Here is a 12,351-nt window from a genome sequence, read left to right as displayed (position 1 = left end):
GCCGCGCGGCTCAGGGCTTTCCGTAGCCGCCGCCGCCCGGCGTGTGGATCTCGAACACGTCGCCCACGCCCATCTCGGCCTGGCCGATGTGCTGCAGGTCTTCGCTGCGGCCGTCGGCGCGCACCACGCGGTTGATGCCCGGCGCACCGGGCGCGCCGCCCGCGGCCCCGAAGGCCGGGTGCACGCGCCCGTTGGACAGGATGCTCGCGGTCATGGGCTCGAGGAAGCGCACGCGGCGCACGCCGCCGTCGCCGCCGCGCCAGCGCCCCGCCCCGCCCGAGCCCTTGCGGATCTCGTAGCTCTCCAGCCGCACCGGAAAGCGGAACTCCAGGATCTCGGGATCGGTCAGGCGCGAGTTGGTCATGTGCGTCTGCACCACCGACGTGCCGTCAAAACCCTCGCCGGCGCCGCTGCCCCCCGAGATCGTCTCGTAGTACTGGTGCCGCGCGTTGCCGAAGGTGAAGTTGTTCATCGTCGGCTGGCTGCCCGCCATCACGCCCAGCGCGCCGTACAGCGCGTTGGTGATGCAGGTGGAGGTTTCCACGTTGCCCGCCACCACCGAGGCCGGCGGGTTGGGGTTGAGCATGCAGCCCGGCGGAATGATCACCTCGATGGGTTTGAGGCAGCCCGCGTTGAGCGGGATGTCGTCGTCCACCAGCGTGCGGAACACGTAGAGCACCGCGGCCATGCACACCGCCGTCGGCGCGTTGAAGTTGTTGGTCTGCTGCGGGCTGGTGCCGGTGAAGTCGATCTGCGCACTGCGCGCGGCGGCGTTCACGCGCACCGCCACGCGGATCTGCGCGCCGTTGTCCAGCGGCAGCGTGAACGCGCCGTCTTTGAGGCGCGTGATCACGCGGCGCACCGACTCCTCGGCGTTGTCCTGCACGTGGCGCATGTAGGCCTGCACCACGTCGAGCCCGAACTGATCGACCATCTTGCGCAGTTCCTGCACGCCCTTCTCGTTGGCCGCGATCTGCGCCTTGAGGTCGGCCATGTTCTGCTGCGGGTTGCGGCTCGGGTATTCGCCGCTCTGCAGCAGCGCGATCATCTCGGCCTCGCGCAGCCGGCCGCCTTCGACCAGCTTCACGTTGTCGATCTGCACGCCCTCTTCCTCGATGCGCGTGGAAAACGGCGGCATCGAGCCCGGCGTGGTGCCGCCGATGTCGGCGTGGTGGCCGCGCGAACCCACGTAGAAGGTGGGCTCGACGGCGCCGCCGATGTAGACCGGCGTGATCACGGTCACGTCGGGCAGGTGGGTGCCGCCGTGGTACGGGTCGTTGAGCACGTATACGTCGCCGGGCTGCATGCGGCCGCGGTTCTCGCGGATCACGGTCTTGATGCTCTCGCCCATCGAGCCCAGGTGCACCGGCATGTGGGGCGCGTTGGCGATCAGGTTGCCCTGGTCGTCGAACAGCGCGCACGAAAAATCGAGCCGCTCCTTGATGTTCACCGAGTAGGCCGTGTTCTGCAGCTGCAGGCCCATCTGCTCGGCGATGTTCATGAACAGGTTGTTGAACACCTCGAGCAGCACCGGGTCGACCGTGGTGCCCACGGCGTGGCGCGTGGCGCGCGGCACGCGGCGCTCGAGCACCAGGTGGTCGAGCGCGGTGAGCTGGGCCTCCCAGCCCGGCTCCACCACGGTGGTGGCGTTCTTCTCGGCAATGATGGCCGGGCCGGGGATGACGTCGCCGGGGCGCAGGTCTTCGCGCACCACCAGCGCGGCGTCGAGCCACTGGCCTTCGGCGTACATGCGCACCGTGTCGCGGCGGGGCACTTCTCGCGGCTCGTGCAGCGCGTGGCGCGGCTCGGCGGGTGCATCGCCCGCCAGCACCGCCTCCACCGACACGGCCTCGGCGATCAGGCGCTTGCCCGGCATGAGGAAGGCGAAGCGCTGGCGGTACGCGGCCTCGAAGGCCGCTTCGATCGCGGCCAGCTCGCCAAAGGGCACCACGAGCGCGGCGTCGCTGCCCTCGTAGCGCACGTGCACGCGGCGGTGCAAGCGAAGCTCGATGGGGGTCTCGCCCGCGCCCGCCTGCTGCGCACGCAGCTCGTCGTGCGCGGTCTGCGCGAGCGCGTCGAGCTGCTGCGCGATGGGCGCCAGCGCGGCGGCATCGAGCACGCGCTCGACCGCCTGCTCCTTGATCACGTTCTGGTCGGCCAGGCCCATGCCGTAGGCGCTGAGCACACCCGCCAGCGGGTGCACGAACACGCGCTGCATGCCCAGGGCGTCGGCCACCAGGCAGGCGTGCTGGCCGCCCGCGCCGCCGAAGCACTGCAGGGTGTAGCGCGTCACGTCGTAGCCGCGCGCCACCGAGATCTTCTTGATCGCGTTGGCCATCTGCTGCACCGCGATGCGGATGAAGCCCTCGGCCACGTCTTCGGCGGTGCGGCCGGTCTGCTGCGCGAGCGCATCGAACTTGGCGCGCACCGCATCGGCGCTCAAGGGCTCGTCGGCGTTGGGGCCGAACACCCGGGGGAAATGCGCGGGCTGGATCTTGCCCAGCATCACGTTGGCGTCGGTCACCGCGAGCGGGCCGCCGCGGCGGTAGCTCGCGGGCCCGGGGTTGGCGCCCGCGCTCTCGGGGCCCACGCGAAAGCGCGAGCCGTCGAAGCTCAGGATGGAGCCGCCCCCCGCGGCCACGGTGTGGATGCTCATCATGGGCGCGCGCATGCGCACGCCGGCCACCTGGGTCTCGAACTCGCGCTCGAACGCGCCCGCGTAGTGCGACACGTCGGTGGACGTACCGCCCATGTCAAAGCCGATCACCTTGTCGTGGCCGGCCAGCGTGGCTGTCCGTGCCATGCCCACGATGCCGCCGGCCGGCCCCGAGAGGATCGCGTCCTTGCCCTGGAAGCGGTGCGCGTCGGTGAGGCCGCCGCTGCTCTGCATGAAGAACAGCGGCACGCCCGGCATCTCGCCGGCCACCTGGTCCACATAGCGGCGCAGGATGGGCGAGAGGTAGGCGTCGACCACGGTGGTGTCGCCGCGGCTCACGAACTTCATCATCGGGCTGGTCTCGTGCGAGGTGCTCACCTGCGTGAAGCCGATCTCGCGCGCCAGCCGCGCGGCCGACGCCTCGTGCGCGGTGTGGCGGTAGCCGTGCATGAACACGATGGCCACGCTGCGCAGGCCGGCGTCGAACGCGGCCCACAGGCGCTCGCGCAGGTGGGCTTCGTCGAGCGGCTCGATCACCTCGCCGCCCGCGCCCAGGCGCTCCTGCGCCTCGATCACGCGGCTGTAGAGCAGTTCGGGCAGCACGATGTGGCGCTCGAACAGGCGCGGCCGGTTCTGGTACGCGATGCGCAACGCATCGCGAAAGCCGCGCGTGGTCACGAGCAGCGTGGGCTCGCCCTTGCGTTCGAGCAGCGCGTTGGTGGCCACCGTGGTGCCCATCTTCACGCAGGCCACCTGCGCGGGCGTCACCGCCTCGCCGGCCTTCAGGCCCAGCAGGTGGCGGATGCCCGCCACCGCGGCGTCGCGGTAGTGCTCGGGGTTCTCCGACAGCAGCTTGTGCGTGGTGAGCGTGCCGTCGGGCCGCTTGGCCACGATGTCGGTGAAGGTGCCGCCGCGGTCGATCCAGAACTGCCAGCGGGTGTCGATTGAAGGGTTCATGGGGTTCACAGCGATGCCGCGGAACGCGCGGCCTGGTCGTAGATGCCGGAGAGCACGCGCAGCAGCCGCGCGAGTTCGCCGATGTCGTGGTTGAGCGCGTCGTCGGCGCGCAGGGCGTTGATGAGGCAGGTCTCGCGGATCTCGCGGTAGCGCGTGACGTAGCCCTTGCCGGCGTCGGTGGGCGCGTAGGTCACCTCCTTGCCGTTCTTGCTCGACTCCACCATGCCCAGGCCCTGCAGCTTCTTGAGCGCGTAGTTGATGAGGTGGGTGTCTTCCACGTTCATGATGAAGGCGATGTCGGCCAGGCGCTTGTCGCGCGCGCGGTGCGAGACGTGGTGCAGCACCAGCACGTCGAGCGCGGTGAGGTCTTTCAGGCCTGCGGCCGACATGCAGTGCACCACCCAGCGGTGAAAGGCATTGCCCGCCACGATGAGGCCGAACTCGAACTCGCTCATCTCGGCGCTGTGCGGCGACACGAGGTGGGCCGAGGACACGATGGGCGAGGCAGAGGCGGTTGGCTTGGCGCTTGCTTTGGACTTGGCCATGGCGGCGGGCGTGCGTGATTTCGGTGCGCGGCAGTTTAGGCGTTATGCCGACGATTTGCCAACGATTTGTTGACATCAAGGGAAAACACCGATCACACTTTGCTCGCTGCCCGATAGAGTCACCGCGCCGCCTACGCAGCACACCACGCGTCCCCACCCCTTGGAGTCCCCCACCATGAAACGTCGCCTGTTCAGCCTCACCGTGGCCGCCGCCGCCCTGGCCTCCAGCCTGCCCGCCCTGGCCCAGACCAGCTGGGACCTGCCCGCCGCCTACCCCGCGACCAATTTCCATTCGGTCAACCTCGCCGCCTTCGCGAGCGACGTCGAGAAGGCCTCCAACGGCAAGCTCAAGATCACGGTGCACCCCGGCGCCTCGCTGTTCAAGGCGCCCGAGATCAAGCGCGCCGTGCAGGGCGGTCAGGCGCAGGCCGGCGAGATCCTGCTCACGGCCTACCAGAACGAATGGCAGATGTTCGGCGCCGACGGCATCCCCTTCCTGGCCACCAGCTACGCCGACTCGAAGAAGCTCTACGCCGCACAAAAGCCCATCCTGCAGAAGAAGCTCGCCGAGCAGGGCATGGTGCTGCTCTACGCCGTGGCCTGGCCGCCGCAGGGCCTGTACAGCAAGAAGCCCGTGGCCAGCGCGGCCGACCTCAAGGGCAGCAAGTGGCGCGCCTACAGCCCCGCCACCTCGCGCATCGCCGAACTCGTGGGCGCGCAGCCCGTCACGGTGCAGGCCGCCGAGCTCTCGCAGGCCCTGGCCACCGGCGTGGTCGAGAACAACATGACCTCGGGCGCCACGGGCGTGGACAGCAAGCTCTACGAGCACCTCAAGTTCTACTACGACGTGCAGGCCTGGCTGCCCAAGAACGCGGTCATCGTGAACAAGAAGGCCTTCGACGCGCTCGACAAGCCCACGCAGGACGCGCTGCTCAAGGCCGCCGCCGACGCCGAGGCCCGCGGCTGGGCCGCCTCCGAGAAGGTCAACACCGACACCATGGCCACGCTCAAGGCCAATGGCATGTCGGTGGAGCCGCCGTCCGCCGCGCTCAAGGCCGACCTGCAGAAGGTGGGCGCCACCATGCTGCAGGAATGGCTGAGCAAGGCCGGCCCCGAAGGCCAGCAGATGATCGACGCCTACCGCAAGTGAGCGCATGCGCAAAACGCTGGACGCTCTCTACCTCGGCGCGGGCTGGCTCGCCGCGCTGTTCATGATCGGCGTGCTCGTCATGGTGTTGTTGTCCATCGTGAGCCGGCTCGCCGGCTTCTACGTGCCGGGCACCGACGCCTACGCGGGCTACGCCATGGCCGGCGCGGGCTTTCTCGCGCTGGCCCACACGCTCAAGCAGAACGAGCACATCCGCGTCACGCTCATCATCGGCAAGCTCACCGGCGGTGCGCGCCGCGGCATGGAGCTCTGGGCCTTGTCGGTCGCGGTGCTCATGAGCGGCGCGCTGGCGTGGTTCTCGTGGCGGCTGGTGTGGCAATCGCACCAGTTCCACGACATCTCCACCGCGCCCGACGCCACGCCGCTGTGGATCCCGCAGATCCTCATGGGCCTGGGCTGCACCGTGCTGCTCGTGGCGCTGATCGACGAGTGGGTGCTCGAACTGCAAGGCCAACGCCTGCGCACCGAAGCGGAGACCCGCCATGAATGAGTTCGTCGTCACCAGCCTGCTCATCGTGGCGCTGTTCGTGCTGCTGGGCAGCGGCGTGTGGATCGGCCTCACACTCGCGGGCGTGGCCTGGATCGGCATGGAGCTGTTCTCTTCGCGCCCCGCGGGCGACGCCATGGCGCTCACCATCTGGGGCTCGGCCAGCAGCTGGACGCTCACCGCGCTGCCGCTGTTCGTGTGGATGGGCGAGATCCTCTTTCGCACCAAGCTGTCCGAGAGCATGTTCAAGGGCCTCGCGCCCTGGGTCAACGCGTTGCCGGGCCGGCTGCTGCACACCAACATCCTGGGCAGCACCATCTTCGCGGCGGTCTCGGGTTCGTCGGCGGCCACCTGCGCCACCATCGGCAAGATGACCATCCCCGAGCTCACGCGGCGCGGCTACCCGGCCGAGAAGATCGTGGGCTCGCTCGGCGGCGCGAGCACGCTGGGCCTGTTGATCCCGCCCTCGATCATCATGATCGTCTACGGCGTGGCGGCCGAGGTGTCCATCGCCAAGCTGTTCGTGGCCGGCGTGCTGCCCGGCATCCTGCTCGCGGCGCTCTTCAGCGGCTCGCTCATCGTCTGGGCCCTGCTCAACCCCGACAAGGTGCCCAGCGCCGACGCCGGCATGGGCTTCGCCGAGAAGGTGCGCGAATCGCGCCACCTGATCCCGGTGGTGCTGCTGATCGGCAGCGTGATCGGCGCGATCTACAGCGGCATTGCCACCGCCACCGAGGCCGCGGCCATCGGCGTGGTGGGCGCGCTGATCCTGTCGGCCTCGCAGGGCTCGCTCAACTGGCAGAGCTTTCGCGACGCGCTGCTCGGCGCCACGCGGCTGTACTGCATGATCGCGCTGATCCTCGCGGGCGCGGCCTTCCTCACGCTGTCCATGGGCTACATCGGCCTGCCGCGGCACCTGGCCGAATGGGTGGGCGGGCTGGGTCTGTCGCCGGGCATGCTGCTGATCGCGCTGGCCGTGTTCTACATCGTGCTGGGCTGCTTCCTCGACGGCATCTCCATGATCGTGCTCACCATGGGCGTGATCCTGCCCACCGTCACGGCCGCGGGCATCGACCTGATCTGGTTCGGCATCTTCATCGTGATCGTGGTCGAGATGGCGCAGATCACGCCGCCCGTGGGCTTCAACCTGTTCGTGCTGCAAGGCATGACCCGGCGCGAAATCACCTGGATCGCCACGGCCTGCCTGCCCTACTTCTTCATCATGGTGCTGGCCGTGCTGCTGCTGTACTGGTTCCCGGGCCTGGTCACCTGGATGCCGTCGAAGATGTAGGCGCCCGGCACCTGCCACTAAACTGCACACCCCGCGTCCCCTGGGCCGCGGGGTTTGTTTTTCCCGGAGACCCGTTTCGTGTTCAAGAACCTCACGCTCTACCGCATCGCGCCCGGCTGGTCGCCCACGCCCGATGCGATGGAGAAAGCGCTCGATGGCGCGCGCTTCGTGCCCTGCACCGCCACGCAGGACAAATCGGTCGGCTGGGTGGAGCCGCGCGGCGAAGCGCATGGCCCGCTGGTCGAGGCCGTGGCCGGCCAGCGCATCCTCAAGCTGCAGATCGAAACCAAGGCCGTGCCCGGCGCCGTGGTGCGGCGCAAGGCCCAGGAAGCGGCCGACCACATCGAAGCCACCACCGGCCGCAAGCCCGGCAAGAAGGAAACCAAGGGCCTGCGCGAAGACGCGCTGCTCGCGCTGCTGCCCCAGGCCTTCGCGCGCCAGCAGTCGGCCTGGATCTGGATCGACCCCGAGCGCGGCTGGCTCGCCACCGACGCCAGCAGCCAGGGCAAGCTCGACGACATCGTGACCGCGCTGGTGCGCGCCTTCGACGGCCTGGCCGTCACGCTGTTCAACACCCAGGTGACGCCGCAGGCCGCCATGACGCAGTGGCTCAGCGTGACCGACACCGAACAATGGCCCGAGGGCCTGGCCGTGGAGCGCGACTGCGAGCTGCGATCGAGCGACGAAGAGCGCTCGGTGGTGCGCTTCACGCGCCACCACCTGTTCAACGACGAGGTGCGCCGCCACATCAGCGAAGGCAAGCTGCCCACGCGGCTCGCGCTCAACTGGGAAGGCCGCGTGAGCTTCATGCTCACGGAAAGCATGGCGCTCAAGAAGATCCAGTTCCTCGAGGGCGTGTTCGACGACGCCGGCAGCGAGGAGCAGACCTTCGACACCAACGTGGCCATTGGCACCGGCGAGCTGCGCGGCGTGCTCGACGCGCTGATCGCCGCGCTCGGCGGTGAACTGCAGCCGGGCCAGGTGCCCGGGCATGAGGGCAGCGCCAGTGGTGCCGGCACCGTGACCACCGGCGCCGGCTTCGCCGCGGCCAGCACCGCCCCGGCCACAGCCGACGGCGACGCGCCCTTCTGAGCATGCTGCCCGTGCTCGCCATCTGCATCGGCGCCTGCGCGGGCGCCTTGCTGCGCTGGCGGCTCGGGCTGTGGCTGAACACGCCGCACGCGCTGCTGCCCTGGGGCACGCTCGCGGCCAACTGGGTCGGTGCTTACGCCATCGGCCTCACGTTCGCGGTGCTGCAGGCCAACCCGCACATCGATCCGGTGTGGCGCCTGGCCATCGTCACCGGCCTGCTGGGCGCGCTCACCACCTTTTCCACTTTCTCGATCGAGGTGGTCACGCTGCTGCAGCAGGGCCGCGTGCTCATGGCCTTCGGCGTGTCGGCGCTGCACCTCATGGGCTCGCTGCTGCTCACCTGGCTGGGCCTGAAGACCCTGGCCTGAGGGCGCGCGGCAGCGCCGCGCGCCCTCAGGCCGCGGTCGCACGCCCCAGCACGTCGATCACCGGCCAGCCGTGCGCCTGTGCGTGGGCCTGCAGTTGTGCATCGGGGTTCACCGCGACCGGCCGGCCCACGCGGCTGAGCAGGGGCAGGTCGTTGATCGAGTCGCTGTAGAACCAGGCGCGGTCGAGTTCATGGGCCGAGCGGCCGTGCGCCTGCAACCAGGCCAGCAGCCGGTGCAGCTTGCCATCACGCATGTTGGGCGTGCCCTGCACGCGGCCGCTGTAGCGGCCGTCCACCAGCTCGAGGTCGGTGGCGATCCAGTGCGCAAAGCCCAGCTCGGCCGCGCTGCGGGCGGCGATCACGCGGTTGCTCGCGGTGGTGAGCAGCAGTGCATGACCTTGCGCTCGGTGGCTCTCCACCAGCGCGCGCGCGGCATCGGGCAGGCGCGGCAGCACCTCCTCGGCGAGGAAGCGGTCCTGCCAGGGTGCCCAGTCGGCCGGGCTGCGGCCGGCCAGCAGGCCCGCATAAAAATCGCTGAAGGCCTGCGCGCCCACCCGGCCCGCGCGGTAGTCGCGGCCCATGCGCTCGTTGGCCTCGGCCATGGCCGGCCCGATCACGCCGTGGCGGATCATGAAGCGGCACCAGAGGTCGTCGCCGTCGCCGTCGAGCAGCGTGTGGTCGAGATCGAACAAGGCCAGCGGGGGCGGTGTCTGAGGGGTCATGGCGGCAGTTGTTCGATGGCGCTGAGGTCTTTGAGGCCCACCCCGGTGAGGCCGCGGCGCAGCGCGTGCTGCACCAGCCAGGCCAGACGCTGCGCGGCAGCGGCCGGGGCCAGGCCCTCGGGGCGGATGTTGCTCACGCAGTTGCGCTCGGCGTCGGTGCGGCCCACGCGCGGCGCGTGCGTGAGGTAGGCGCCCAGGCTGTCGGCGGCGCTCAGGCCCGGGCGTTCGCCCAGCAGCACCAGCACCAGCCGCGCCTGCAGCGCCGCGCCGATCTCGTCGCCCAGCGCCACGCGCGCCTGCGTGGCCACCACCGGCGGGGCCCAGCGCAGGCCGGCCGGGGCCAGGGCGTCGCGCAGGGCCTGCAGCACGGGCAGCGCGTGCTGCGCCGTGGCCAGGGCGGACAGGCCGTCGCCCAGCACCACCGCGAGGTCCGCCGGGCCGGTGGCGGCATCGCGCAAGGCCTGCAGGTCTTCGGGGCGCAGGCGGCGGCCGCGGTCGGGGCGGCGCAGGTAGTCCTCGCGCGTGGGCGCCTGGCTGGCCACGCGCAGCGGCGCCCAGCCGGCGCCGGCGAGCGCGGCGCACAGCGCGTCCACGTCAAGCGGCACGTGCACCGCGTCGCGCGCCCGCGCGTGCGCGGCCGAAAAGCGCAGCAGCTCGTCGGTGGGCAGGCTGTCGCCCGCGCGGCCCAGCGCGATGCGCGCCGGCGTGTGGCGGCGCAGCGCCACCCAGGGGTCGGGCGCGCGCGGCGGGTCGGCCGGGGGCAGCGGCCCTTTCATGGCGCCTCCAGCCAGGGGCTGAAGCCGCGCGCAAGCGCGGGCAGTTCGCGCGCGGGCCGCACCCGGCCCTGCGCATCGGTGATGCCCTGCGCCTGCAGCCAGGCCTCGAATTCGGGCGCGCGGCGTTTGCCCAGCAGCTGCCGCACGAACAGCGCGTCGTGGAACGAGGTGCTCTGGTAGTTGAGCATCACGTCGTCGGCGCCGGGCACGCCCATCATGAAGTTCAGGCCCGCGCTGGCCAGCAGCACGAGCAGGTTGTCCATGTCGTCCTGATCGGCCTCGGCGTGGTTGGTGTAGCAGATGTCGCAACCCATGGGCAGGCCGAGCAGCTTGCCGCAGAAGTGGTCTTCGAGGCCCGCGCGCACGATCTGCTTGCCGTCGTAGAGGTACTCGGGGCCGATGAAACCCACCACCGTGTTCACCAGCAGCGGGCGGTAGCGCCGCGCCACCGCGTAGGCCCGGGCCTCGATCGTCTGCTGGTCCACGCCGTGGTGGGCGCCGGCCGACAGCGCGCTGCCCTGGCCGGTCTCGAAGTACATGCAGTGGTCGCCCAGCGTGCCGCGGCGCTGCGCGAGCGCGGCCGCATGCGCCTCGTCGAGCAGGCCCAGGTGGATGCCGAAGCTGCGGTTGGTGGCCTCGGTGCCGCCGATGCTCTGGAACACCAGGTCCACCGGTGCGCCCTGCGCCATCGCCTGCAGGGTGTTGGTCACGTGCGTGAGCACGCAGGCCTGCGTGGGCACGCCGTGGCCCTGCACCAGCCCGTCGAACAGGTGCAGCAGCCGCACCAGCTCGGGCACGCTGTCGCTCACCGGGTTCACGCCGATGCACGCATCGCCCGCGCCATAGAGCAGGCCGTCGACCACGCTCGCCAGGATGCCGGCCGGGCTGTCGGCCGGGTGGTTGGGTTGCAGGCGCACCGCGAGGTGGCCGCGCAGGCCGATCGTGTTGCGAAACCGCGTGACCACCTCGCAGCGGCTGGCCACCAGGATCAGGTCCTGGTTGCGCATGAGCTTGCTTACCGCGGCCACCATCTCGGGCGTGAGCCCGGGCGCGAGCGCGCGCAGCGCGGCGGTGTCGGCCGCGTCCGAGAGCAGCCAGTCGCGAAAGCCGCCCACGGTGAGGTGGGCCACGGGCGCGAAGGCCGGCGCGTCGTGGGTGTCGACGATCAGCCGCGTGACCTCGTCGTCTTCGTAGGGCACCACGGCTTCGTTCAGGAAGTGGCGCAGCGGCAGATCGGCCAGCGCCTCGCGCGCGGCCACGCGCTGCTGCGCGCTGCCGGCGGCGATGCCCGCGAGCTCGTCGCCCGAGCGCGCGGGCGAGGCGCAAGCCAGCAGGGCGCGCAGGTCGCTGAAGGTGTGGCGCTCGCCGCCAGCCAGGGCGCGCATCACAGGGGCACCCCTTGGCCGAAGTTCTGCACGTAGCTGCTGTGGGTGCACAGGCCGTGTGCCGGCGTCCAGCGGTGCAGCGAGACCTTGGGCGGCTCCAGTTGCGCGAGCAGGGGCGCACCGGGCCGCAGGTCGAGCCGGATCTGGTGCGACACCGACGGCGCCACGTGCAGCGGCGCACCGCCAAACTGCATCTGCACCGGGCGGTGCAGGTGGCCGCACAGGATGCCCTGCACCGCGCCGTGGGCGCGCACCAGCGCGGCGAGCTCGTCGCCGCCTTCCAGCAGGCTGCACGCGTCCATGGCCTCGATGCCGGTGGCCAGCGGCGGGTGGTGCATGAACAGCAGCACCGGCTCGCCGCGGCAGGCGCCCAGCGCGCGCGCGAGCCAGGCGAGCTGCACCGGCGGCAGGGCGCCGTGCGAGCGCATGGGCACCACGGTGTCGAGCGCGATCAGGTGCAGGCCGCCCACGCGCACGCGGTAGCAGCACGCACCAGACGGGGCGTCGGCGGCCACCGGCATGCACTGCGGCAGTGCCGCCTGCGCCACCTTGGGGTCGTCGTGGTTGCCGGGCACGGCATAGACGGGCATGGGCAGCGGGGCCAGCGCGGCCAGCACCTGGGCGTACTCGGCCGCGCTGCCGCGCTCGGTGAGGTCGCCGGTGAGCAGCACCACATCCGGCGCGGGCCGCAGGGCCGCCACGTGCGCCACCGCCTGCTGCAGCGCGGCCCGCGTGTCCATGCGCCCGCCGAGAAAGTCGGGGCCGGTGCCCAGGTGCGGGTCCGACAACTGGGCGATGAGCAGGGGGGCGTTCATGGGGAGGGCAGTTTATTCATGGTTTCAACGCATATCCAAGCTTTTTGTTGGAATCATTCTTGCTTTTGTGGATTTCACATGGTTGTCACG

The 12,351-nt window shown here is 70.7% G+C and carries 11 protein-coding genes; 5 read left to right on the top strand and 6 right to left on the bottom strand.

Annotated elements, in window-relative coordinates; all coding sequences use genetic code 11:
• Window positions 1-10: 10 nt before the first annotated feature.
• On the bottom strand, window positions 11-3,613 hold the full coding sequence (locus tag WDZ95_RS21840; protein WP_425781624.1) for a hydantoinase B/oxoprolinase family protein: 3,603 nt from the start codon (window positions 3,611-3,613) through the stop codon (window positions 11-13).
• A 5-nt stretch (window positions 3,614-3,618) separates the two neighbouring features.
• The gene (locus WDZ95_RS21835) at window positions 3,619-4,158 is read right to left on the bottom strand and encodes a winged helix DNA-binding protein (protein WP_425781622.1); all 540 of its coding nucleotides are present in this window, start codon (window positions 4,156-4,158) and stop codon (window positions 3,619-3,621) included.
• 175 nt (window positions 4,159-4,333) lie between these two features.
• Here WDZ95_RS21835 and WDZ95_RS21830 point away from each other — a divergent pair, with 175 nt between their 5' ends.
• From WDZ95_RS21830 to crcB, 5 genes are all read left to right on the top strand, one after another.
• Window positions 4,334-5,308, top strand: coding sequence for a TRAP transporter substrate-binding protein (locus WDZ95_RS21830; RefSeq protein ID WP_425781620.1), 975 nt, complete (start codon window positions 4,334-4,336; stop codon window positions 5,306-5,308).
• A 4-nt stretch (window positions 5,309-5,312) separates the two neighbouring features.
• Window positions 5,313-5,816 (top strand): TRAP transporter small permease, encoded by a 504-nt coding sequence (locus tag WDZ95_RS21825; protein ID WP_425781618.1) that lies wholly within the window; start codon window positions 5,313-5,315, stop codon window positions 5,814-5,816.
• Window positions 5,809-7,104 (top strand): TRAP transporter large permease, encoded by a 1,296-nt coding sequence (locus WDZ95_RS21820; RefSeq protein ID WP_425781616.1) that lies wholly within the window; start codon window positions 5,809-5,811, stop codon window positions 7,102-7,104. Before WDZ95_RS21825 ends, WDZ95_RS21820 begins: the two co-directional genes overlap by 8 nt.
• A gap of 78 nt (window positions 7,105-7,182) precedes the next feature.
• Window positions 7,183-8,196: a recombination-associated protein RdgC gene (locus tag WDZ95_RS21815; RefSeq protein WP_425781614.1), complete on the top strand. Its 1,014-nt coding sequence runs from the start codon at window positions 7,183-7,185 to the stop codon at window positions 8,194-8,196.
• A gap of 2 nt (window positions 8,197-8,198) precedes the next feature.
• Window positions 8,199-8,564, top strand: coding sequence for a fluoride efflux transporter CrcB (crcB, locus tag WDZ95_RS21810; RefSeq protein WP_425781613.1), 366 nt, complete (start codon window positions 8,199-8,201; stop codon window positions 8,562-8,564).
• A gap of 25 nt (window positions 8,565-8,589) precedes the next feature.
• Here crcB and WDZ95_RS21805 read toward each other — a convergent pair whose 3' ends face one another.
• Genes WDZ95_RS21805 through WDZ95_RS21790 form a run of 4 tightly spaced genes read right to left on the bottom strand, consistent with a single transcriptional unit; the run spans window position 8,590 to window position 12,261 of the window.
• Window positions 8,590-9,285, bottom strand: coding sequence for an HAD family hydrolase (locus tag WDZ95_RS21805; RefSeq protein WP_425781611.1), 696 nt, complete (start codon window positions 9,283-9,285; stop codon window positions 8,590-8,592).
• Window positions 9,282-10,061, bottom strand: a complete 780-nt coding sequence (gene eutC, locus WDZ95_RS21800; RefSeq protein WP_425781609.1) for an ethanolamine ammonia-lyase subunit EutC — start codon at window positions 10,059-10,061, stop codon at window positions 9,282-9,284. The genes WDZ95_RS21805 and eutC overlap by 4 nt, the downstream gene beginning before the upstream one ends.
• On the bottom strand, window positions 10,058-11,446 hold the full coding sequence (locus WDZ95_RS21795; protein WP_166224789.1) for an ethanolamine ammonia-lyase subunit EutB: 1,389 nt from the start codon (window positions 11,444-11,446) through the stop codon (window positions 10,058-10,060). The genes eutC and WDZ95_RS21795 overlap by 4 nt, the downstream gene beginning before the upstream one ends.
• Window positions 11,446-12,261 (bottom strand): phosphodiesterase, encoded by an 816-nt coding sequence (locus WDZ95_RS21790; protein ID WP_425781607.1) that lies wholly within the window; start codon window positions 12,259-12,261, stop codon window positions 11,446-11,448. The genes WDZ95_RS21795 and WDZ95_RS21790 overlap by 1 nt, the downstream gene beginning before the upstream one ends.
• Between the last annotated feature and the right edge of the window lie 90 nt (window positions 12,262-12,351).

The sequence above is a fragment of the Hydrogenophaga sp. T2 genome (assembly GCF_049843535.1).
GTDB classification, from domain to species: Bacteria; Pseudomonadota; Gammaproteobacteria; order Burkholderiales; family Burkholderiaceae_C; genus Hydrogenophaga; species Hydrogenophaga crocea.
This window is presented reverse-complemented; position numbering and strand designations above follow the sequence as displayed.